A 22724-nucleotide genomic window follows, 5' to 3' on the forward strand; every position below is an offset into this window, starting at 1 on the left:
TCACGCTCCCTTCTTCGCGCGGCGTTCCGTCGGCTGGGTCACCCGGTCGAGCATCAGGCCGAGGCAGACGATGGCCGCGCCGGCCACCAGGCCGGTCGCCAGATCGCCCTGGGCGAGGCCGAAGACGGCGTCGTAGCCGAGCGCACCGCCACCGACCAGGCCGCCGATGATGACGACGGCGAGGACCAGGACCACACCCTGGTTGACGGCGAGCAGCAACGCCGGGCGGGCGAGCGGGAGCTGGACCTGGCGGAGTTGCTGCCAGGCGGTGGCGCCGAGCGAACTCGAGGACTCCAGCGCGGCCGGGTCGACCTGCCGCAGCCCCTGTGTGGTGATGCGGACGACGGCGGGCAGCGCGTAGACGACGGCCGCGGCGACCGCGGGTGCGCGGCCCACGCCGAAGAGGGCCACCACCGGGATCAGGTACACGAACTGCGGCATCGTCTGGAAGACGTCCAGGACGGGCCGGAGCAGCCGTTCGACACGGTCGCTGCGGGCGGCCGCGATGCCGGTCGCGAAGCCGATGACGAGCGTGACGGCGACGGCGGCGAGGACCTGGGAGAGCGTGTCCAGGGACGGCTCCCACACTCCGAGCACGCCGATCGCGGCCATGGCGAGGACCGCGGTGAGCGCGGTGCGCCAGGTGCCGATCAGCCAGGCCAGGGTGGCGACCACGAGCAGCACCGACCACCAGGGCAGCCACTGCAGGCCCTCCCGGAGCGGGTTCAGGACCCAGGTGGTGAAGTGGGCGGCCCAGTCGGCGGTGCCGCCGACGACGGGGACACCGGAGTAGAGGTGGGCGGTCATCCAGTCGACGGCACGGTTGACGGGCTGGGCGATCTGGACGACCCAGGCGTCGGGCCAGTCGAGGCGGCCCATGAGACGTCCGGCCACGGCCACGGCGAGGGCGGCGGCGAAGGCGTACGCCCAGCCCCTGCGGCCGGAGCCCTCGGTGCCGTCTCCGGCGGCCGCCGTCACCCGGTCCAGTACGACGGCGAGCAGCACGATCGGGATGCCCGCCGCCAGCGCCGCACCGACGTCGACCGACGCGAGCGCCTGGTAGACGCGGTCACCGAGGCCGCCGGCGCCGATGACCGACGCGATGACCGCCATCGAGAGGGCCATCATGATCGTCTGGTTGAGGCCGAGGAGGAGCTCCTTGCGGGCCAGCGGGATACGGGCGGTCAGCAGGCGCTGCCGTGCGGTGGCGCCGAGCGAGTCGACCGCTTCCAGGACCTCCTTGTCGGCGCCGCGCAGGCCGAGGGCGGTGAGACGGGCCATGGGCGGGGCGGCGTAGACGACAGTGGCGAGGACGGCCGCGGGGACGCCCATGCCGAAGATCATGACGACGGGGAGGAGGTAGGCGTACGCCGGGAGCACCTGCATGGTGTCCAGGACCGGGCGCAGGGCGCGGTCCATGCGGTCGGAGAGGCCCGCGGCGAGTCCGAGGAAGGCGCCCACGACGACCGAGGCGAGGACGGCCACGACCATCAGGGCGAGCGTCTGCATCGTCGGCACCCACATGCCGAGCAGACCGCAGGCGAGGAACGCGGCGGCGGTGCCGAGGGCGAGCCTGATGCCGGCGACCCGCCAGGCGACGAGAGCGCCGATCGCCGTGACGCCGGCCCAGCCCGCCGCCAGCAGCACCAGGTACACGGCACGGACGCCGAGGACGACCGCGTTGCTGACGTGGCCGAAGAAGTAGAGGAACAGCGGGTGGCTGTCCCGGTTGTCGACGATCCAGTCGCTGGCCGTGGTCAGCGGGCCGGAGACGTCGATGGTGAGGGCGTCGGGCCAGGTGCCGCTCGCCCAGCGGGCGTTCGCCAGCGGGACGAGGATCGCGGCGACCGCGGCGAGCAGCACAAGCTTGTGGACCGCGCGGTGCCGCAGGACGGCGGGGACCGTACGGGGGACGGCAGCGGTGACCGTAGCCATCAGACCGCCTCCTTGGCGGTCCCGGCCACCACCCCGAGCAGTGCGTCCGAGTCCACCACCCCGACACACCGGCCCTCGTCGACGACGCGGGCCGGAACCCCTGCCCGTGCGACCGCCTCGATGGCCTCCGAGACCGTGGCGTCCGGCGCGACGGCCGGGCCGTTGCCCTGCTCCGCGGCCGACGCGGTCCGCATCGCCGTACGGACCGTCATCACCTGCTCGCGCGGCACGTCACGGACGAACTCGCGGACGTAGTCGTCGGCCGGTGACCCCACGATCTCCTCCGGGGTGCCGAGCTGGACGACGCGGCCGTCGCGCATCAACGCGATGCGGTCGCCCAGCTTCAGCGCCTCGTTCAGGTCGTGCGTGATGAAGACCATCGTGCGGCCCTCCTCGCGGTGGAGGCGGACGACCTCCTCCTGCATGTCCCGGCGGATCAGGGGGTCGAGGGCGCTGAACGGCTCGTCGAACAGCAGGACCTGGGGGTCGGCGGCGAGCGCGCGGGCCAGCCCGACGCGCTGCTGCTGGCCGCCCGAGAGCTGGCTCGGCCGGCGCTGTTCCATTCCCTCCAGACCGACCTTGGCCACGACGTCCGCCGCCCGCGCCCGGCGCTCCGCCTTGCCGACGCCCTGGATCTCCAGGCCGTACGCCACGTTGTCGAGGACCGTGCGGTGCGGGAGCAGGCCGAAGTGCTGGAAGACCATCGCGGCGCGGTGGCGGCGCAGTTCGCGCAGGCGGGACTTGTCCATGGCGCGGACGTCCTCGCCGTCGATGGCGATGGTGCCGGCCGTCGGTTCGATGAGGCGGGTCAGACAGCGGACCAGCGTGGACTTGCCGGAACCCGACAGCCCCATCACCACGAAGACCTCGCCCTTGCGGACGTCGAAGGAGACGTCCTGGACGGCGGCCGTGCAGCCGGTGCGGGCGCGGAGCTCGGCGGGGGCCAGCCCCATGAGCTCCGGGTCCTCGGGGATCCGGTCCGCCTTCGGGCCGAAGACCTTCCACAGGCCGTCGACGGAGAACACCGGGTTCTCGACCGTCGTGCTCGAAGTCTCCGTCGTACTCGTAGCCGTACTCATCACGCACCGCCTCCGATCAGGTCCACGGCCCTCTCGCCGACCATCAGCACTCCGATCATCGGGTTCACTGCGGTCATCGTCGGGAAGACCGAGGCATCCGCGATGCGGATGCCGTCCAGGCCGCGGATCCGCAACTCCGGGTCCACTACGGCCAGTTCGTCGTCGGCGGCGCCCATACGGCACGTTCCCGCCGGGTGGTACACGGTGTGGGCGACCTTGCGGGCGTACTCGCTGAGCTCCTCGTCGCCGACGACGTCCGGCCCGGGGCACACCTCGCGCTTGAGCCAGCCCGCCAGCGGTTCGGTCTTCGCTATCTCACGGGCGATGCGGATGCCGTCGACCAGCGTGCGGCCGTCGTAGTCGTCCTCGTCGGTGAAGTACCGGAAGTCGAGGGCGGGCTTCTCGGACGGGTCGGCGCTGGTCAGGTACAGGCGTCCGCGGCTCTTGGGCTTGGGGATGTTCGGGGTCATCGAGACGCCGTACGCGGGCCGTTCGTAGCCCAGCCGTTCCGGGTTGTCCGTGAAGGGCACCTGGTAGAAGTGGAACATCAGGTCCGGGCCCGCGTGGTCGGGGTCGCGGCGGACGAACAGGCCCGCGTCGGAGTCCATCGCGGAGTTCTCCGGGATGGGCCCGTGGGTCTCCCAGACGATCACCGACTCGGGGTGGTCGAGGAGGTTCTCGCCGACGCCGGGCAGGTCCTGGACGACGGGGATGCCGAGCGCTTCGAGGTCCTCGCGGGGGCCGATGCCGGAGTGCAGCAGCAGGCGCGGCGAGTCGACGGCGCCCGCGCACAGCACGACCTCGCGACGGGCCCGGACGACGAACTCCTCGCCGTCCGCGGCCCGCACGTGGACACCCTGTGCGCGTGTGCCGTCCAGGTCGAGCTTGTACGCCCAGGTCTCCAGCAGGATCGTCAGGTTGGGGCGCTCGTCCATCACCGGGTGCAGATACGCCACGGACGCCGAGGACCGCTTGTTGTTCTCGGGGTGGTAGGCGAGGTCGAAGAAGCCGACGCCGTCGTCGAAGGGCTTGCGGTTGAAGCCCTCGACGCGCGGGACACCCGTCGCCGCCTGGGCCGCGTCGACGAAGTCGCGGGCGATGGCGTTCCGGTCCTTCTCGTCGACCGGGACGATGTTGTTGAGGAGGCGCGCGTAGTACGCCTCCATGGGGACCGCGCCCCAGCCCTTGGCGCCGTTCGCCTCCCACTCGTCGAAGTCGGACGGCAGCGGCTTGAAGGCGATCAGCGTGTTGTGGGAGGAGCAGCCGCCGAGGACGCGGGCCCGGCTGTGCCGGATGTGGGAATTGCCGCGTGGCTGTTCCACTGTCGGGTAGTCGTAGTCCAGGTCGCCGCCGAGCAGGCCCATCCAGCGGCGCAGGGTGAGGACGTCGTCGCGGCCCACGTCGCTGGGGCCGCCCTCGATGACGGCGACGGTGACGTCGGGGTTCTCGGTGAGGCGGGAGGCTATGACGGAGCCGGCGGTGCCACCGCCGACGATCACATAGTCGTATTCATGTTGGTGCATGGGGGGGTACTCCAAGGACGTGCGGTGAGCGGTTGCTTCAGCCGGCGAACCAGCGGACGGGCCGCGGCGCGAGGTTCTGGTAGATGTGCTTGGTCTCGCGGTACTCGGCGAGTCCGGCCGGGCCCAGCTCGCGGCCGGTGCCGCTCTTGCCGAAGCCGCCCCACTCCGCCTGGGGAAGGTAGGGGTGGAAGTCGTTGATCCAGACGGTGCCGTGGCGCAGACGGCCCGCGACCCTGCGGGCGCGTCCGGCGTCGCTGGTCCAGACGGCGCCCGCGAGGCCGTACTCGGTGTCGTTGGCGAGCGCGACCGCCTCGTCCTCGGTGCGGAAGGTCTCGACGGTGAGGACCGGACCGAAGACCTCTTCGCGGACGACCGTCATCTCGCGGTGGCAGGCGTCCAGGACCGTCGGCTCGTAGAAGTAGCCGTCGCCCAGACCCTCCGGCCGCTTTCCGCCGGTCCGCAGGACGGCGCCCTCCGCCAGCGCCGAGGCCACATACCCGTCGACCTTGGCGCGCTGCTGCTCGGAGACGAGCGGCCCGCACTCGACACCGTCGTCCGTGCCGCGCCCGAGCCGGATCCGCCCGGCCCGCTGGGCGAGTTCGGCGACGAAGCGCTCGCGGACGGACTCCTCGATGATGAGCCGTCCGCCCGCCGAGCAGACCTGGCCGCTGTGGATGAACGCGGCGTTCAGGGCCTGGTCGACGGCGGTGTCGAAGCCCTCCTCCGTGGCGCAGGCGTCGGCGAAGACCACGTTGGGGTTCTTGCCGCCGAGTTCGAGGGCGACCTTCTTGACCGAAGGGGCCGCGGCCTGTGCCACCTTGGTGCCGCTGGCCAGGCCACCGGTGAAGGAGACGAGGTCGACGTCGGGGTGCTCGGCGAGCCGGGCGCCGACCGAGTGGCCGGGCCCGGTGACGATGTTGGCGACGCCGGCCGGGAGACCCGCCTCGACGAGCAGCTCGATCAGCGCGATCGTCGTCAGCGGTGTGATCTCGCTCGGCTTGACGACGAAGGTGTTGCCGGCCGCGAGCGCGGGGGCGATCTTCCAACTGGCCTGGAGCAGGGGGTAGTTCCAGGGTGTGATCAGCGCGCAGACGCCGACCGGCTCGTGCACCACGACACTGTGGATGTCGGGCGAGCCCGCGTCGACGACCCGGCCGGAGGACTCGGCGGCGACGAGGCCGGCGAAGTAGCGGAAGGCGTCGGCGACACAGTCGATGTCGACGCGGCCCTCTTCGAGCGTCTTGCCCGCGTCCCGGCTCTCCAGCAGACCCAGCCGCTCGCGATCGCGAACCAGCAGATCGGCGACGCGGTACAGCAGCGCGGCGCGCTCGGAGACGGGGGTGCGCGGCCAGTCACCGTGGTCGAAGGCCTGCCGTGCGGCGGCGACGGCCACGTCGGTGTCCTTCTCGTCACCCTCGGCGACGACGGTGAACGGCTGCGCGTCCGCGGGGTCGAGGATGTCGCGGGTCGCCCCGGAGGCGGCTTCGCGCCACTCGCCGCCCGCGTGGATCGTCTGCCGCGCCTGTCGCGCGTGCTGTCCGGCCATGATCGCTGTCGCTCCGTTCCTGTTCAGTTCCCCTGAGTCACACAGGTGTCACTCACGGGGACCGTCACCGCCTGCCCTCGCCCTCGCATTGCATGCGCAATCGATGCCTGAAAGTGCGCCGCATCACTGAACATGCGGACAAATAGGGGTGAATCGTACGCTGAGTAATGGTCCACGGAGGTGACGCATGGCAGGGAAAGCATTGATCTGCGCGACGGCGGCGCTGCTGCTCTCACCGGTCCTGATCGCCGCGGACGACGGCGACGATCTGACCGCCCGGCAACTGGCCGACCAGGCGAAGGACAATCTTCTCGACGCCGAGTCCGTCCGTCTGAAGCTGACGGACCGCGGCTCGAGCGCGACGACCAGCAGGACACAGCCGACGTCGATGGAGCTCACCCTCGACCAGGACGGCAACTGCGTGGGATCGATGCGGATGGGCTCGGGCGGCGGCAGCGTCGAGATCGTCAAACAGGGCGACGAGGTGTGGATGAAACCGGACCGGACCTTCTGGAAGGCCCAGGTGCCCGGCAGCCAGGGCGAGGCGGTGGCCGAGCTCTTCGAGAACCGCTACATCCACGGCTCCACGAACGACGCCATGCTCAAGGGCCTGGCCGACACCTGCGACCTGACCTCCTTCCAGCAGGACGTCGAGGGCGACGACGGTTCCGAGGAGACGCCGTTGAAGAAGGGCAAGGAGACCACCGTCGACGGCACGAAGGTGATCCCGCTGACGGGCACGGAGGACGGCAAGAAGGCGATCCTCTACGTCACCTCGGACTCCCCGCACCAGCTGGTCAGGGCGGTCCAGCGCGGCGACGGCACCAACACGACACTGACGTTCACGGACTACGACAAGCCGGTGCCGACCGCGACGCCCTCGGCGGACGAGTCGGTCGACGTGGGCAAGTTGCAGGAGGAGCTTCAGAAGACCTGAGAACCCATGGACCCGACCGAAACCTTTGACTAAAGTCAAAGACTATGAACCCAGGACATCCCCAGCCCGTGTCGACGGACGACGTGGCCGCCCTCCGCCGGTTCAACCGCTACTTCACGCGCCGCATCGGAGCACTCGACGACCACTACCTCGGCCAGGACCGCCCGCTCGGCGCGGCACGGCTGCTGTTCGAGATCGGCGAGGGCGCGTCCCTGCGCGAGCTCAGGAGCCGTCTCGGACTGGACGCCGGGTATCTGAGCCGGATGGCGAAGACCCTGGAGACTCAGGGCATGGTCCGGATCAGCGTGCACCCCGAGGACAACCGGCTGCGCAGGATCGAACCGACCCCGGCCGGCCGCACCGAGGTCAAGGAACAGAACCGCCGGGCCGACGCCCTCGCGGCGGGCCTGCTGTCCGGCCTCACCACCGACCAACGCGCCGACCTGACCGACGCCCTGGCCACCACCCGCCGCCTGCTGCGCCTCGCCGCCATCACGGTCGACCTCGTCGACGGCCACAGCCCGGACGCCCGCGCCTGCCTCGACGCCTACGCCGCCGACATCGACGCACGCTTCCCGGAGGGCTTCGACACGTCCGACCTCGTACGACCGGAGGAGGTCTCCGGGGACACCGGGGCGTTCTTCGTCGCCTACGAGGAGGGCCGGCCGGTCGGCTGCGGGGCGCTGCGCCGCCTGGAGCCCGGCGTCGGGGAGGTCCGCCATGTCTGGGTGCATCCGGAGGCCCGGCGGCTCGGACTCGCCCGACGTATCCTCGCGGCACTCGAACAGGCCGCGTCGGAACGGGGGTTGACGGTCGTACGCCTCGACACGCATGCCACGCTCACCGAGGCGCAGGCGATGTACCGGGCGTGCGGATACGCGGAGATCCCGGCGTACGTCGACCACGTCTATGCCAGCCACTGGTTCGAGAAACGCCTGCCCGCCACCCCCTGACCGCTTACAGGCACGTGCCCGTCGTCGGGCAGAACGAGCTCAGGGCCGCCGTCAGCGGTTCGCGGATCTGCGCCACGGACGTGGTCTCGGGGCCGCTCGCCCGGATCGCGTAGAACTCCCCGTCGGCCGCCTCGAAGCGGTGGTCGACGACCTGGCGCGCGCCCTTGTCCTCGTCGTCGTAGCGGTAGGTCAGCTCGGACCAGGTCTCGCCCTCGTCGCGTTCGAGGGCCTGGTAGCCGGGCTGGCGGGCGAAGCCGTAGCCGGGGTCGTTCTCGGCCAGGCGCAGGGAGTCGGCGGGGCTGTCCTCCGAGAGCCGGAAGATCTGGAGCTGACGGCCGTCGGCGGGGGCGTCGTAGTAGACCACCGTGGCCTTCTCGCCCTCCTTCTGTCTGCGGATCCAGTCCTGCGGGACGAAGAGCGTGTAGCCGACGGGGTCCTCGACGTTGCGGTAGCCGGGAGCGGGCGTCGGCGGCGGGGAGTCCAGGGGCGAGACCGGAGGCGTGGACTGCGGGGCGATGGTCTGCGCGGGTGTGGCCACAGCGGGCGAGGTCACAGGGAGCGAGGTCGTGACGGCGATGCTCGTGCCCGGGGTGGCTCCGGGGCTCGTCGAGCCGTCACGGGTCAGGAACCAGGCGCCCGCTCCGATGCCCGCGCCCAGCACGGCCATCGCGGTGAGGATCACCAGCAGTCGGCGGGGGCCGGGCGAAAGAGGAGGAGGCGGCGGCGGAGGCACATACGCCGGGGGCGGCGGCGGGTACGGCGTTCCGCCGGTCTGCGGCGGGGGCGGGGTCCACGGCGGCGGGGTCATCGACGACCGTGTCTCCGCCGAGGCCCAGGGCGGTGGTGTGTGTGACGTCTGCGTCTCCGCCGACGCCCATGGCGGCGGAGAGCCCTGCCCCCGCGTGCCCCAGGCCGCCTGGCCGCTGTCCTCGCTCGGCTCGTGCTCGTCGGAGCCTGAGCTGTAGCCGTTCCATCCGCTCATCGCGAACCCCCCGAATCACCTTGGCGGGTAACGTTCTTGACGGTAGCGGTGAAAACGGGCGCGGGCCCCGCTCCGTGAGAAACCGGAACAGGGCCCGTGCAGGCTCGTGACAGAAGCCGGGTGGCCTCGGCGGGACGTTCGGCTCAGATGAGGCCGAGGGCGCGGACCGCCTCGCGCTCCTCCGCGAGCTCGGCGACGGAGGCGTCGATCCGGGCGCGGGAGAACTCGTTGATGTCCAGGCCCTGGACGATCTCGTACTTGCCGTCCTTGGTGGTGACCGGGAAGGAGGAGATCAGGCCCTGCGGGACGCCGTAGGAGCCGTCCGACGGGATGCCCATGGAGGTCCAGTCGCCGTCCGCGGTGCCGTTGACCCAGGTGTGGACGTGGTCGATGGCGGCGTTGGCGGCCGACGCGGCGGAGGACGCGCCACGGGCCTCGATGATCGCGGCGCCGCGCTTGGCGACGGTCGGGATGAAGGCGTCGGCCAGCCACTGCTCGTCGTTGACGACCTCGGCGGCGTTCTTGCCGGCGATCTCCGCGTGGAAGATGTCGGGGTACTGGGTGGCGGAGTGGTTGCCCCAGATGGTCAGGCGCTTGATGTCGGCGACCGTGGTGCCCGTCTTCTTCGCGAGCTGGGTCAGCGCGCGGTTGTGGTCGAGGCGGGTCATCGCGGTGAAGCGCTCGGCCGGCACGTCCGGGGCGGCGGCCTGGGCGATCAGGGCGTTGGTGTTGGCCGGGTTGCCGACGACGAGGACCTTGATGTCGTCCGCGGCGTTGTCGTTGATGGCCTTGCCCTGCGGCTTGAAGATGCCGCCGTTGGCCTCGAGGAGGTCACCGCGCTCCATGCCCTTGGTGCGCGGGCGGGCGCCTACCAGGAGGGCTACGTTGGCGCCGTCGAACGCGACGTTGGGGTCGTCCGAGATGTCGATGCCCTGGAGCAGCGGGAACGCGCAGTCGTCCAGCTCCATGGCGGTGCCCTCGGCGGCCTTGAGCGCCGGGGTGATCTCCAGGAGGCGCAGCTTGACCGGCACGTCCGCGCCGAGCAGCTGGCCGGAGGCGATGCGGAAGAGCAGGGCGTAACCGATCTGGCCGGCCGCGCCGGTGACGGTGACGTTCACGGGAGTGCGGGTCATGGCGTTCTCCGTATGACAGCTGGCGGTGGGGCGGCACTGCCCCGGGCCCGGGTGGGACGTACAAATGATCGATCTCTTGGTATCAAGAGATCCACCGGTCAGGCTATCGCGCATCCGGGATCCCGGACCGCCGGGTCCCTGTGGCCCACCCCACAGAACGGCCCCGGAGACAAGAAGAGGCGGCCGCCCGTCCGGGAGAGGGGGGACGAAGGCGGCCGCCGTATGGGGGTACCGACGTGGCCGGACTCCCGTGGGGGTACCGTTCGCGTGCCCACGATTCGTCCGGCCATGCCTGCGGCCCCGAAATTGTTCCCGGCCTCGCCGGCTACCCGGCGCCTACTGGGTGCACCCCTTCTCCCCCGCCGCCAGCGTCACGCAGGCGGTGGCGTCGCCGGCGTCCTTCACCGCGACCATCGGCGTGTACGCGATGGTGTCCCCGGCCGTGCTGATCGAGCCGGTCTGCGCGGCCTTGCCGGCCGTCACCGCGACCTTGTCGCCCTGCGCGGCCTGCGTGATACGGCCCCACGCGGCACCGCAGGTCTTGCTGTAGCGGACCTCCACGACCGTCGTGCCGACGGTGGCGGTCTGTGCGGTGGTCACCAGGTCCCCGCTGCACCCCATGCTCTCCGCGTCCTTGCCGGTGCAGGAGTCACCGCTGCACTCGACGCCGGGCGGGAGGTCGACGGAGGCGGTGACACTCGGGGAGGGCGAGGCGCCCGAGCCCTCGTTCTTCTTCTTGCCGTCGCCGTTCGTGAGGAAGTACGCGGCGCCTATCACCACGAGCACCCCGACGACGCCCGCGAGGAACATCGTCAGCCGCCGCCTGCCGCCGCCACCGGCGTGCGCGGCGGGACGGGGACCCTGCGGGGGCTCGCCGTACGACGGGCTCGGGGACGGCGTCGACACCGGGCGGGCCGGGCTCTCCGGGGCGCGTCCGCCCGACGGCGAGGGTCCGTTGTATCCGGCCATCCCCCAGGAGTTGGGGCCTTCCCGGACGTCCGGCGTCGAGTCCCGGACCTCGGGCGGCGTCGGCTGCGGCGGCACCGACGGGACCACGCCCGCGGGCCCGGCAACCCCCGGGGTCGCCGTGGCGCTGGTGCTCTTGCGGGCGGTCTTGCTGCCCTTGGCGTTCGCCGGGGGCGCACCGAACTCGCCGAGCGCGGCACGCGCCTGGGAGATACGGATGGCCTCCATGGTCATGTCGTGGCGCATCTCGGAGCGGCTCCAGGCGCGCTCGGCGAGCTCCCACATCGTGGTCAGATGGATGGGATTGGTGCCGGTGACCTCGGCCAGGGCGACGATCGCGCCCTTGGGCGCGAGCAGCCGGCCGTTGAGATACCGCTCCCAGGACGTCTTGCTGTAGCCCGTGCGGTCGGCCAGCGCCGCGACGCTCAGACCGCTGCGGTCCACGAGCCGCCGCAACTGGCTGGCGAACTCCCTGACCTGCGGATCCAGTTCATCGGGCAAGGCCCTCCAACGAGGCATTGCTTCCCCCTCTTCCCCCCGGTCGTGCTGGCTGTTGCTGCGCTTCCCCGCGTGTGGTGCCCTCTGCCGAGTCCCCGTCTGGCTACCCACAGGGATGCGCCCGCCAAGGATCTCAGTTCCCGGGGTGGGGGCGCACGGGTGCGTCGGGGCTGTGGGCATGCACCGTTGCACGCCCACCACGCCGCGGTCCAGTCTTCCAGCGGCGGGACGTCCCGGACCGTCCCGATTGGCCACGCTAACTCGGATGTTGAACGACTTCGTCGCACATCCGCGAACTTGTCAATACATCGACACATAGAAGGCACACATTTTTTCACACTTGCCACTTCAGCGCGAAATTTACCCAAAAGCCACGATGCCGCCGACCGCGACGACGAGCAGCAGGAGCAGCAGCAGTCCCGCGTACCGGAGCAGACGGCCGCCGTCCCGTTTCTCCGCCTTCTCTTCCGGCGGGGTGTCCCACCACGGCAGCGTGGGATCGTCCTCGTACTCCTCCGCCCGCTCCGCACCCCCCGGCCGGTCCGGGACGGCCGCCGCGCGGGGCCAGGCCTGGACGGCGAGCTCCCAGCGGACCTTGACGCGCTCCACGTCTGCGTCGGCGAGACCGACGAGCCGGCACAGGGCGGTCACCGCCTGCCGAGGCGGCGGCTGCGTGGCGTTGAGATAGCGGTGCCAGGAGGACTTGCTGTACGCGGTGCGCGCACCGAGCGAGGCCAGGCTGAGGCCCGTGCGGTCCTTGAGCCGCCGCAGCTGCTCCACGAAGTGCCGCACCTCCGGCGGCAGATCGTCCGGCAGCGACTGCCAGGCACCCATCCAGCTCACCTCCACGGTGTCGGACGACGTCAGGGAGGCGAACGGTTCCCCTTGTGGCAGGGACCGGACACCGTAGCGGAACGGTCACTTCCGTGCCACAGCGCACTGACAGCCGTTGAACGGGGTGTTCGCCGTACAAGAAGGTGGACGCAGACAGCGGCCCGTCCTTACTCGGGGGAGAGGACGGGCCGCCGTCGTCGTTCGCGGGGAGCACCTAGCTGTCGACCGTGAAGTGCAGGGTGTCCTTCAGGAACGGGATCTCCAGCCAGGGGTCCGGCTGGGCCATCATCGACAGCAGGACGATCACCGCGCCCAGCAGGCCGTAGGTGACGATGTCCGTGAAGCGGGAGCGCACCGCGAGCATGCCGACGTCCCGCACCAGCCAGCGCAGCACGGCTCCGGCCACCAGCGCGGCGCCGATCAGCATCGTGCCGTAGCGGAAGACGTCGAGCGCGGTCATCAGCAGGCCGACCGCGACCGCGCCGAGGACGAGGAGGATCGGCCACTGCCGTGCGGGCGCGGGGGCGTCACTCGGCGCGGCCCGGCCGCCGCCCTCGGGGCGTGCGGTGTCCTTGGTGAACAGCGGGAAACGGCGGGTGGTGCGACGCGGCCGGCCCTCGGCGTCGGGGGCGCTGACCGCGTCCCGAACCTCGATGTCCGCGCCTTCCGACGCGTCCTGGCCCTCCGGGGGCGTCGTGTCAGCCTGCACTGCGCTCCGCCGCCTCGACCACGTTGACGAGCAGCTGGGCCCTGGTCATCGGGCCGACACCGCCGGGGTTCGGGGAGATCCAGCCGGCCACCTCGGCGACGCCGGGGTGGACATCGCCCACGATCTTGCCCTCGGCGCTGCGCGAGACGCCGACGTCGAGAACGGCGGCGCCCGGCTTCACGTCCTCGGGCCGGATCAGATGGGCGGAGCCGGCGGCGGCGACGATGATGTCCGCGCGCTTGAGGTGCGAGGACAGGTCGCGGGTGCCGGTGTGGCACTGGGTCACGGTCGCGTTCTCGCTGCGGCGGGTGAGCAGCAGCGGCATCGGGCGGCCGATGGTGACACCGCGGCCGACGACCACGACCTCGGCGCCCTTGATCTCCACGCCGTACTGACGGAGCAGGGTGAGGACGCCGTTGGGGGTGCAGGGCAGCGGGGCCGGCTCGTTGAGCACCAGGCGGCCGAGGTTCATCGGGTGGAGGCCGTCGGCGTCCTTGTCCGGGTCCATCAGCTCCAGGATGCGGTTCTCGTCGATGCCCTTGGGGAGGGGCAGCTGGACGATGTAGCCGGTGCAGGCGGGGTCCTCGTTCAACTCCCGCACCGCCGCCTCGATCTCCTCCTGCGTCGCCGTCTCCGGCAGTTCGCGCTGGATGGAGGCGATGCCGACCTGGGCGCAGTCCCGGTGCTTGCCGGCGACGTACTTCTGGCTGCCGGGGTCGGTCCCGACGAGGATCGTGCCGAGGCCGGGCGTGACGCCCTTCTCCTTCAGCACCGCCACGCGGGCGGTCAGATCGGACTTGATCGCGGCTGCGGTGGCCTTGCCATCGAGAATCTGGGCGGTCATGACCCCATCCTCGCGGATGACCGGGTCCCGGTTCCAATCCGGGTCCCCCGGCGACTGTCCCGCCGTATCCGCTCATGATCAGCGATGTTGCACTTGCACAACACATGTGGATTGCGGCTGGACAACGAACCGGCCACTGAAGAACGATTGTGGCCACAGCGCCGCGGGCTGTACCGGGGGGACGAACCGCATCTGTTGAACATTCCTCCGAACCGTGCCGCTCGTCGTCCCCGCACATTCGGTAAACGGAGGAAACACCGCCATGAGTTTCGGCGATCCGAACAACCCTTACGGGCCCCCGCCCCAGCAGCCGCCGCCCGCTCCCGGTTACGGCTACCCGCAGCAGGCCCCGCCGCCGCCCGGCATCCCGCCGCAGCACCAGGCGTACCCCGGTTACCCGCAGCAGCCGGCGTACCCCGGCTACCCGGGCGGCAACATGATCCCGCAGTCGATGCCCGGCCTGCTGGTGACGGCCCGTGTCTTCCTGTACATCATCTCGGCCGTGCAGATCCTGGGCGGCCTGGTCTACCTGTACATCGGTGCTTTCGTGAACGATGTGTCCGACGAGGCGGACTCCTTCAGCTCGTCCTCCGACGACCCGTTCAGCGAGCTCGGCGACATCGGCAACGCCGCGGCCGGCCTGATCGCGGGCATCGGGATCTTCATGCTAGGTCTCGCGACCCTGTCCATCGTCCTGGGCGTCAAGTTCGCCAGGGGCGGTCAGGGTGTCCGCATCACCACGGTCATCTACGGCGCGCTCGGCACGATCGTCGGCCTGATCCTGCTCTTCGTCGGCCTCGACACGGGCATGGCCTCGGCTGTCATCCTCCCCCTGCTGTGGGTCGTCTTCGGCGCCATCATCACCGCCGCTCCGGTGGTGCCGAGCGGCACGGCCTGGTTCGCCCGCCCGCGCTACTGACCTTGCACAACTGAACAGTTCGCGCCAATCCTGTCCAAGGGCCGTGTCTCACCCGTACGAGGGGAGACACGGCCCTGGTGCGTCGCCCTAGGCTGATGCGGTAGCCGTCAGGCACGGGGAGACGCACCTTGTACAGCATCATCGTGGTACCTCCGCCGACCACGGAGGACGAGCGAAACCGCACCCAGATCAGGCTCGCCCCCGGCGAGCGCCTCACCTTCGGCCGGTCCGCCCGGGAGAACGACCTGCGGATCGCCCATGACGGGGTGTCCCGCAGAGCCGGTGAGATCACCGCGCAGGGCGCCTTCTGGATCCTCAGCAACCTCAGCCGGGAACAGACCTACGTCGTCGAGAACCCGGAGGGTGCCGGCGAGCACATCAAGGTCGGCCCGGGGCGCCTGGACGCCCCCGTCCCCTTCGAGTTCTCGCGGATCGTGCTGCCCGCGGCCGGTGATCTGCTGCCCGTCGAGGTGTGGGCGCCGCGCCACGACTACCGGGACGGCGAGAGCGAGCGGGACGGTGACACCACGGCCGCCGCGTTCTCGCTGGACTCCTCCAAACGCTACTTCGCGGTCCTCGCCGCCCTGTGCGAACCCCGGCTGCGCGGCGCACCGCACGCCCCGCTGCCCACCGTCGACCAGGTCGTGGACCGGCTGCGCCCCAACTGGCCCGCCGCGTCGCGCACTTCGGTGCAGTGGAACATCGACTACCTCGCCGTGAAGCTGCGCCTCAAGCCCGGCCCGGACGAGGCCGACAGCGGCCCGCGTCTCAACGGCAAGAAGGAGTCGCTGGTCTCCCTGGCGCTCCGCTTCGATCTCGTACGGGAGGACGACCTGGTCGTCCTGACGGAGCCGTCCGGCCGGGTGGCCCGGTGACCGAGCCCTACGCCGTCCCGGTGCCGAAGGGGTACCGGGTGGGCGGCTGGGAGGTGCGCGCGCCCCTCGCCACGGGCGCCTTCGGCAGCGTGTACGAGGGTCGCCGCACCGGCGACGGCGACCCGCGCACGGCCGCCCTGAAGTTCCTGCCGACCGGCACCGGAACGCCCCGGCAACTGGCCCATCTGCGCGAACTCATCGACCGCGAGGTCGAGTTGTACCGCCGGCTGAAGCAGCCGCGGCTGATCCGGATGTACGAGACGCTCGTCGTCGACGACCCGGAGCGCCCCGAACTCGACGGCGCCACCGTCCTCGTCCTGGAGAAGGCGGAAGGCTCCCTGAACGCCGTACGGCTCCCGGCGCCCGGTCCCCTTCTCGCGCAGATCTGCGAGGGCCTGGCCCAGCTGCACCATGCCGGGTGGGTGCACGGGGACCTGAAACCGGCCAATGTACTGCTCATGGCGGACGGTTCGGCGCGACTGGCCGACTTCAACATGGCGGCGGAGCTGGAGGGCACGCACGCGTACACGCCCGCCTTCTCCACGCCCGACTACACACCGCCGGAGCTGCTGTGGTCGGAGATCGGCGAACGCGGCCGCCGTATCCGGCCCTCCGCCGACGTCTGGGCGTTCGGCGTCCTGGCCCATCTGCTGCTCACCGGTACCTTCCCGCTGCCCGGCGGCACCCCGTCGGCCCGCCGGGACGCGGCCGCCGCATATGCCCGGGGCACCGACGAGCTGCGTCTGTCGCCCGAACTGCCGGAGGCCTGGCGCGAGATCGTGCGGGAGTGTCTGGCGCGGACGCACGCCCAACGCATCGGCACGCAGGCGCTGCTACGGCGGGTGGAGGCCGCGGCGGGCACGGACCGCTCGCCCCGACTGCGGCGGCTCCGCTCCCGTCGTACGACTGCCGCCGTGCTGGCTGCCGTCGCTGTCATCGCGCTGGGGTTCGGCGTCCGGGCAGTGCAGGACGACGGTTCCGACGCCAAGAACACCGCTGACGCCGCCTCCTACGGCGCCGCCGAACTGCGTACCGGCAAAGGTGTTCCCGTGGCCTACCGCCGTCTCATCGTCGACTCCGCCCATGACTGCCAACAGGCGGAGGTCACACCGGCGTTGCTCGCCGCGATGCTCAAGACGGAGAGCGACTTCGATCCGGAGCTGTCGGATCCCGCCGAGAACGAGTACGGCATCGCCCGCTGGACCCCGAGCGTCCTGCGCTGGTGGATCCGGGCGGACGGCATACCGGCGAAGGAGACTCCCGCACCGCCCCTGACCCCCGCGCAGTCGATCCCGGCGATGAGCCGCTACCTCTGCTTCATCGAACCGCGTCTGAAGACCTCGCTGCCCGGTGACCGCCGGGTGCTGCTCGCGGCTTCCTACCGGACCTCGTACAAGAAAGTGAACGCCGCGGGCGGCGTTCCCCCGAACCAGCGTGCCTACGCCGCCCGCGTCGCTCACTGGCTCAAGGAGTACACGCCGTCCGGCGGGCAGTGACCCTGAGAGTTCTGAGGTACCTGCCCGCGACGCCCCCTGGAACGGTGGTCCCGGAAACACCGACCACGTTCATTCATGGGGGAACCATCATGAACATCGTCAAGCCCGCCGCACTGCTCGTCGCGGCCACCGCCCTGCTCGCCGGCTCCACGGTCGCGGCCACCGCCGCGACCGGACCGACCGGCGGCTACCACCCCGACGGCACCCGGGTGACCAGCCTCCAGCAGACCGCCGACGAAGTGCTCGGCAAGGAACAGAAGGTGCTGTCCGTCTCCGCCGACAAGATCGCCTACGACGGCCTCGACGTCACCAAGGCCCCGAAGGGCGCCTTCAGCGCCCAGGACCTGGCCTGCGGCTACGGCCACCTGTGCATGGTCGTCAAGGGCACCAAGTTCGACTTCTACAAGTGCCAGACGTGGACCGTCTCCAACTGGACGGGCGACGGCCCGTTCACCAACAACCAGACGCCCGGCACGGTCGCCAGGTTCTACAACAAGGACGGCAGCGAGCGCTGGTCGTCGACGGCGTACCAGGCCGGCACGGCGACCTGGGACCCGATCTACTCGCTGCGTCCCTGCTGATTCTCCCCGAACTCTCCACCTGACACGCCGTATCACGGAGAAGCTTCGGACTCTTCGAGGAACGTCCCCTACCCTCCCCTTCGTTGGACTGGGGGAGGGTGGCCCTCATGGAATCGGGCGAGGGGACGAATCCATGTACAGCGTCATCGTCGTACCTCCGGCATGCGCGCGGCCGGACGACCAGATCAGGATCGCCACAGGTGAGCGGCTCACGTTCGGGAGGGCCGGGGACGGCGACGGCCTCACCATCGCGCACGAGGGAGTGCCCCGGATCGCCGGGGAGATCTCCGCACAGGGCACCTTCTGGCTGCTGAGCAACCGCAGCGAGCACCAGACCTACGTGGTGGAGAACCCGGAAGGGGCCGGGGAGCACATCAAGGTCGGACCGGGGCGCGTGGACGCCCCGGTCCCCTTCGAGTTCTCGCGGATCGTCCTGCCCGCCGCGGGCGACCTGCTCACCTTCGACGTCTGGGCGCCACGGCACGTCTTCCGCAGTGCCGCCCGGCACGGGCTCTCCGGAGCCCTCACCGCACCGGCGTTCACCCTTGACCGCACCAAGCGGTACTTCGCGGTCCTGGCCGCCCTGTGCGAACCCCGGCTGCGCGGCGCACCGCACGCCTCGCTGCCGGCGGTCGAGCAGCTGGTGGAGCGGCTGCGCCCGGTGTGGCCTTCGGTCAGCCGCTCGGCCGTCTACTGGAACATCGACTACCTCGCCCTGAAGCTGCGGCTGCGTCCCGGCCCGGACACGGCGGAACCCGGCCGGCGCGTCAACGGCAAGAAGGAGTCGCTGGTCTCGCTCGCCCTCCGTTTCGACCTGGTGTGCGAGGACGATCTGGTGGTCCTGGCCGCGCCGGCGGGCGAGGCGTGCCGGTGAGCCGGGAACCGCATGCCGTATCGGTGCCGAGGGGCTACCGGGTGGGCCGCTGGGAGGTGCGTGAGCCGATCGCGTCGGGAGCGTTCGCCACCGTGTACGGGGCCCTCCGCACCGACAGGAGCGAGGGCGCCCCGCGCACGGCTGCCCTGAAGTTCCTGCCCACCGGCGCCCGCACGGCACGCCGCCTTCGCCATCTGCGTGAACTGGCCGAGCGAGAAGTCGAGTTCCTGGCCCGGCTGCGGTCACCGCGGCTGATCCGGATGTACGAGACCCTCGTCGTCGAGGACCCGGGGAACCCCGAACTCGACGGCGCCACCGTCCTCGTGCTGGAGAAGGCGGAGGGGTCCCTCGACGCGCTGCCGGATCCTGGTGATCCCGGGCGGCTGCTCGCGCAGATCTGCGACGGGCTCGTGGAACTTCATCGCGCCGGGTGGGTGCACGGGGATCTGAAGCCCGCCAACGTGCTGCTGATGCGGGACGGTTCGGTCCGGCTGGCCGACTTCGGCATGGCCGCCGAGATGGAGGGCACGCACGCCTACGCCCCTGTCTTCGCCACCCCGGACTACACACCGCCCGAGCTGCTGTGGGCCGAGGTCGACGAGCGAGGTGCCCGGGTCCGGCCCTCCGTCGACGTCTGGGCCTTCGGTGTCCTCGCGCATGTCCTGCTGACCGGCGCCTTCCCGCTGCCGGGCGACACGCCGGAGGCGCGTTCCGACGCGGCGCTGCGGCATGCCCGGGGCGCGCAGAAGCTGCGGCTCTCCCCCGGACTCCCGGATGCCTGGCGGGAGATCATCCGTGGCTGTCTCGCCCCCGCGCACGCCGAACGCGTCCGTACCGAGGCACTCCTGACACGGGTGGAGGCCGCGGTCGGGATCGCCCGCTGCCCCCGCCCGTCCCGTCCGCGCCGTCGCCCCGTCCTGGCGGGCGCCGTCGCCACCGCGCTCCTGACCGTGTCGGGGCTCGGGGTCGCGGCGGACGTCACCCGCCGGTCGGCCATGACGGACGAGGGGACGCCGGAGTACCGGCCCGTACTGGTCGCCTCGGCGTCCCGGTCGTACGGGTCACCGCTGCCTGACGGACCGCGTCGGCCGCTTGAGTGAGCCGCGCCCACGAACCCGTCGTGGGCGCGGACCGCGGCAGGGCGGCCGGGGTGAGCGAGACCCGGGCGTCCTGTCGCTCGGGAATCCTGCCTTCGGTCACCTCTGCGGACAGTGCTCTTGAGCGCACCTGCACGTAGCCTTCGCGAACCGGCTGCGGCGCTCCCGCTCTGGCGCGCCGCAGCCTTCTCGCACATACGCCCGATCCTCCCGACTCCGGCACGCTAGCCTCACTTCAACTGGCGTGACGCCTGGGCACGTTGAGGCAGAACAGCACTCGGGGGACACATGACGGACCAGCGGCACCCCACGCCGCCGTACCGCGCCGCGCTCATACAGGCGGGCGCCGATCCACTGCAGCCCGCCGACCCCGCCCGGATCGGACCGTATGTGCCGCTCGGGCGGCTCGGCAGCGGCGGGATGGGTCGGGTCTACCTGGCACGGCCCGCCGACGACACCGCGGGGCTCGCCGCGGTGAAGGTGATCCGGCCCGAGTACGCCGAGGACCCGGAGTTCCGGCGGCGGTTCGAGCGGGAGGCCACCGTGCACCGGCGGGTCGACACCCCGCACGCGCCGCGGCTGCTCGGCACCGGGTTCGAGCACGAACTGCTCTGGATGGCCACCCAGTACGTCCCCGGCATCAACCTCGCCGACGCCGTGCGCCACGGCGGCAGGCTGGAGCCGACCGGTGTGTGGCGGCTGGTGGCGGAGCTCGGACAGGCCCTCTCGGCGCTGGCCGAGGCCGGGGTCGTCCACCGGGATCTCAAGCCGTCCAACGTCCTGCTGTCCACGCGGGGCGTGCACGTCATCGACTTCGGCATCTCGCAGGCCGTCGACAGCAGCGCGATCACCGGCACCGGCAGCCGGGTCGGCACGCCCGCGTTCATGTCCCCCGAGTATCTGCGGGAGGGCCGCTGCGACGGCGCCTCCGACGTCTTCTCCCTCGCGGGCACGCTGATCTACGCCGCCACCGGGCACGCCCCGTTCGGCGACGGGACCGGGGTCGATGTCATGCACCGGGTGGCCTTCGAGGAGCCGAAGGCGGAGGTGATGTCCGAACTCGGGCCCGTGGACGGCCCGTTGGCGACCCTGCTGACCGCCTGCCTCGCCAAGGACCCGGCCGGCCGCCCCACCCCGCCGCAACTGATCGCGGCCGCCGCGACCGCGCTGAAGGGTGAGGCACCCGACTGGCAGGAGCCCCTGGCCGGCCGCCTGGTCGACCGCCAGGAAGGCTGCGACTTACTGGAAGAGGCCTCGGCCGAGCAGACCGTCCACCTCCGCGCACCGGCGACTCCTGCGACTCCTGCGGTGACTCCCGTCCCCGGGCCGGGTTTCGGTCCCGCGACGCCGCCCGGGGCGTTCGGGGCCACACCGCCCGGAGCGTACGGACCCGCCACACCGCCCGGCCAGTACGCCCCCGGTGAGAACGAGGCCCGCCGCAGCCGGAAGAAGCCCGCCCTCGCCCTCGCGGCGTGCCTCGCCGTGGTCGCCGTGGCCGCGAGCGCGTTCTTCCTCACCCGCCCGTCCCACGACGAGGCGGCCTCGGACGCGCCGACCACGAGCACCAGCACCGGCCCCGCCTCGGACGCCGAGGCGGTCTCGGCCCTGCCCGGCACGTCCGCCTCCCCATTCCCGAGCACAGCGGAGGAGAAGAAGGAGCAGGCGAAGGAGGAGGAAGAGGAAGAGAAGCACACGGAGCCGGACGGCGGCACCTCCGGATCCGGCGACGGCATCGCCGGTACGCCCTCCGCGACGGCCACCCAAGGCGGCACCTCGGGCGGCGCCGCCCCCACCCCGACCGCCACCGTCACCGAGACCGCGACCACTCCCACCGACCCGGCCTGGATCTCCGACTGCACCTACTACTCCGGCACCGAGCTCACCAAACACGGCGACAAGGGCCAGCGCGTCGTCCAGGTCCAGTGCATGCTCACCAAACGCGGTTACGGCGTCGGAGACGCGGGCGTGGACGGCCGGTTCGGCAACGCCACCCTGGCCGCGGTCGAGCAGTTCCAGGGCGCGAAGGGGCTGGAGGTCGACGGGAGGGTGGGTCCCCAGACGTGGGCGGCCCTGCGGAGTGCCGGCTAGACGCCACCCGGCCGCCGTCCAGCCGGGGGCCGGCCGTCGGCTAGCCGACTATGTGGCGCAGATACGCCTTCGGGTCGTTCAGATAGCGCCGCCAGTGCTCGACCAGCTCCAGTTCGTGCCACTCGACGGAGCGCATCCCGTGCTCGCCGACCTCGATGATCTCGGCGCCGGGCAGTGCGGTGAGCAGGGGTGAGTGGGTGGCGCAGATGATCTGGGCGCCTGTCCGGGAGAGGTCGTCGAGCACGCCCACGAGTTCGAGGCAGGAGGCGAAGGACAGCGCGGACTCCGGCTCGTCCAGGACGTACAGGCCGGGGTCGAGGAAGCGCTCGCGGAACGCCATCAGAAAGCCCTCGCCGTGGCTCATCTCGTCCGGGGTGCCGGACAGGCGGCCCGTGTGCCGTTCGCGGCCGAGGGCGTCGAGCGCGGTCTCGGCCCGCAGGAAGAAGCCCCGGCGACGGGTGTGGGGGCCCCGCAGCATCCGGCGTCCGGCCACGGTCGCCTCGAACCGCATCCGGCCGCCGAGCACCGACGGCTCCCGCGGACCGGCGTAGCGATGGCCCGCCGACCCGCCCCAGGGGTCGAGACCGAAGGCCTCCGCCAGCGCCTCGACGAGGGTCGACTTGCCCGATCCGTTCTCCCCGACCAGGAAGGTGACCGGCGCGGTGAACCGCAGTCCGTCGTCGAGCAACTGCCGCACGCACGGCACCGACCACGGCCACACCGGGCCGCCGCCGGGACCCAGCTCGTCCTCGGCCACATGGGCGTACGCGCGTTCCACGATCATGCCGCCAGGCTCTCACCCGGCACTGACAACGGCAGGGCGGCGACGGGACGAGACCCCGCCGCCGCCCTCAG

General features: G+C 71.4%; 19 protein-coding genes and 1 pseudogene. 9 read left to right on the forward strand and 11 right to left on the reverse strand.

The features are described 5' to 3' along the window. From QF037_RS19025 to QF037_RS19040, 4 genes are read right to left on the reverse strand one after another with little or no spacing between them, the layout of a single operon-like run. Positions 1-1935, reverse strand: a complete 1935-nt coding sequence (locus QF037_RS19025) for an ABC transporter permease (protein WP_307026862.1) — start codon at positions 1933-1935, stop codon at positions 1-3. Continuing rightward, the gene (locus QF037_RS19030; protein ID WP_307026863.1) at positions 1935-3014 is read right to left on the reverse strand and encodes a quaternary amine ABC transporter ATP-binding protein; all 1080 of its coding nucleotides are present in this window, start codon (positions 3012-3014) and stop codon (positions 1935-1937) included. Before QF037_RS19030 ends, QF037_RS19025 begins: the two co-directional genes overlap by 1 nt. Next, positions 3014-4537 carry a GMC family oxidoreductase gene (locus QF037_RS19035; RefSeq protein ID WP_307026865.1) on the reverse strand — a complete coding sequence of 508 codons (1524 nt, stop codon included), beginning with the start codon at positions 4535-4537 and terminating at the stop codon, positions 3014-3016. The genes QF037_RS19030 and QF037_RS19035 overlap by 1 nt, the downstream gene beginning before the upstream one ends. A 37-nt stretch (positions 4538-4574) precedes the next feature. Then, the gene (locus tag QF037_RS19040; RefSeq protein WP_307026866.1) at positions 4575-6083 is read right to left on the reverse strand and encodes an aldehyde dehydrogenase family protein; all 1509 of its coding nucleotides are present in this window, start codon (positions 6081-6083) and stop codon (positions 4575-4577) included. Positions 6084-6270: 187 nt separating this feature from the next. Between QF037_RS19040 and QF037_RS19045 the strand changes: the two genes are divergently transcribed. Together QF037_RS19045 and QF037_RS19050 are read left to right on the forward strand one after the other, a co-directional pair. Beyond that, positions 6271-7020, forward strand: coding sequence for a hypothetical protein (locus tag QF037_RS19045; RefSeq protein WP_307026868.1), 750 nt, complete (start codon positions 6271-6273; stop codon positions 7018-7020). A 44-nt stretch (positions 7021-7064) separates the two neighbouring features. Next, complete coding sequence (locus QF037_RS19050; RefSeq protein ID WP_307026869.1) at positions 7065-7973, forward strand: bifunctional helix-turn-helix transcriptional regulator/GNAT family N-acetyltransferase; 909 nt, start codon at positions 7065-7067, stop codon at positions 7971-7973. Positions 7974-7977: 4 nt separating this feature from the next. On the opposite strand, the gene QF037_RS19055 is transcribed toward QF037_RS19050, so the two are convergent. The 6 genes from QF037_RS19055 to QF037_RS19080 form a co-directional block, all read right to left on the reverse strand. Next, positions 7978-8955: a hypothetical protein gene (locus QF037_RS19055; RefSeq protein WP_307026871.1), complete on the reverse strand. Its 978-nt coding sequence runs from the start codon at positions 8953-8955 to the stop codon at positions 7978-7980. Positions 8956-9098: 143 nt separating this feature from the next. After that, positions 9099-10088, reverse strand: coding sequence for a malate dehydrogenase (locus QF037_RS19060; RefSeq protein ID WP_307026873.1), 990 nt, complete (start codon positions 10086-10088; stop codon positions 9099-9101). A 336-nt stretch (positions 10089-10424) separates the two neighbouring features. Next, positions 10425-11573, reverse strand: a complete 1149-nt coding sequence (locus QF037_RS19065; RefSeq protein ID WP_307026874.1) for a helix-turn-helix domain-containing protein — start codon at positions 11571-11573, stop codon at positions 10425-10427. 339 nt (positions 11574-11912) lie between these two features. Next, complete coding sequence (locus tag QF037_RS19070) at positions 11913-12386, reverse strand: helix-turn-helix domain-containing protein (RefSeq protein ID WP_307026875.1); 474 nt, start codon at positions 12384-12386, stop codon at positions 11913-11915. 214 nt (positions 12387-12600) lie between these two features. Beyond that, positions 12601-13095 (reverse strand): DUF3017 domain-containing protein, encoded by a 495-nt coding sequence (locus QF037_RS19075; RefSeq protein WP_307026876.1) that lies wholly within the window; start codon positions 13093-13095, stop codon positions 12601-12603. Further along, positions 13085-13939 (reverse strand): bifunctional methylenetetrahydrofolate dehydrogenase/methenyltetrahydrofolate cyclohydrolase, encoded by an 855-nt coding sequence (locus tag QF037_RS19080; protein ID WP_307026879.1) that lies wholly within the window; start codon positions 13937-13939, stop codon positions 13085-13087. The genes QF037_RS19075 and QF037_RS19080 overlap by 11 nt, the downstream gene beginning before the upstream one ends. Positions 13940-14201: 262 nt before the next feature. Between QF037_RS19080 and QF037_RS19085 the strand changes: the two genes are divergently transcribed. From QF037_RS19085 to QF037_RS19115, 7 genes and pseudogenes are all read left to right on the forward strand, one after another. Further along, positions 14202-14858 (forward strand): hypothetical protein, encoded by a 657-nt coding sequence (locus QF037_RS19085; RefSeq protein WP_307026881.1) that lies wholly within the window; start codon positions 14202-14204, stop codon positions 14856-14858. Between the two features lie 128 nt (positions 14859-14986). Then, positions 14987-15733: an FHA domain-containing protein gene (locus QF037_RS19090; protein WP_307026883.1), complete on the forward strand. Its 747-nt coding sequence runs from the start codon at positions 14987-14989 to the stop codon at positions 15731-15733. Beyond that, the gene (locus QF037_RS19095) at positions 15730-17229 is read left to right on the forward strand and encodes a protein kinase domain-containing protein (protein ID WP_307026885.1); all 1500 of its coding nucleotides are present in this window, start codon (positions 15730-15732) and stop codon (positions 17227-17229) included. Before QF037_RS19090 ends, QF037_RS19095 begins: the two co-directional genes overlap by 4 nt. A gap of 89 nt (positions 17230-17318) precedes the next feature. After that, the gene (locus tag QF037_RS19100) at positions 17319-17810 is read left to right on the forward strand and encodes a hypothetical protein (RefSeq protein WP_307026887.1); all 492 of its coding nucleotides are present in this window, start codon (positions 17319-17321) and stop codon (positions 17808-17810) included. A 133-nt stretch (positions 17811-17943) separates the two neighbouring features. Then, positions 17944-18684: an FHA domain-containing protein gene (locus QF037_RS19105; protein WP_307026889.1), complete on the forward strand. Its 741-nt coding sequence runs from the start codon at positions 17944-17946 to the stop codon at positions 18682-18684. Next, positions 18681-19730: pseudogene (locus tag QF037_RS19110) on the forward strand (serine/threonine-protein kinase); the annotation flags it as partial. The gene QF037_RS19105 and the pseudogene QF037_RS19110, both read left to right, overlap by 4 nt. Positions 19731-20069: 339 nt before the next feature. After that, a complete protein-coding gene (locus QF037_RS19115) occupies positions 20070-21869 on the forward strand; it encodes a serine/threonine-protein kinase (RefSeq protein WP_307026891.1) in 1800 nt (599 codons plus the stop codon). A gap of 40 nt (positions 21870-21909) precedes the next feature. Here QF037_RS19115 and QF037_RS19120 read toward each other — a convergent pair whose 3' ends face one another. Beyond that, positions 21910-22653: an AAA family ATPase gene (locus QF037_RS19120; protein WP_307026893.1), complete on the reverse strand. Its 744-nt coding sequence runs from the start codon at positions 22651-22653 to the stop codon at positions 21910-21912. Between the last annotated feature and the right edge of the window lie 71 nt (positions 22654-22724).

The organism is Streptomyces canus, assembly GCF_030815415.1.
Lineage (GTDB): Bacteria > Actinomycetota > Actinomycetes > Streptomycetales > Streptomycetaceae > Streptomyces > Streptomyces canus_F.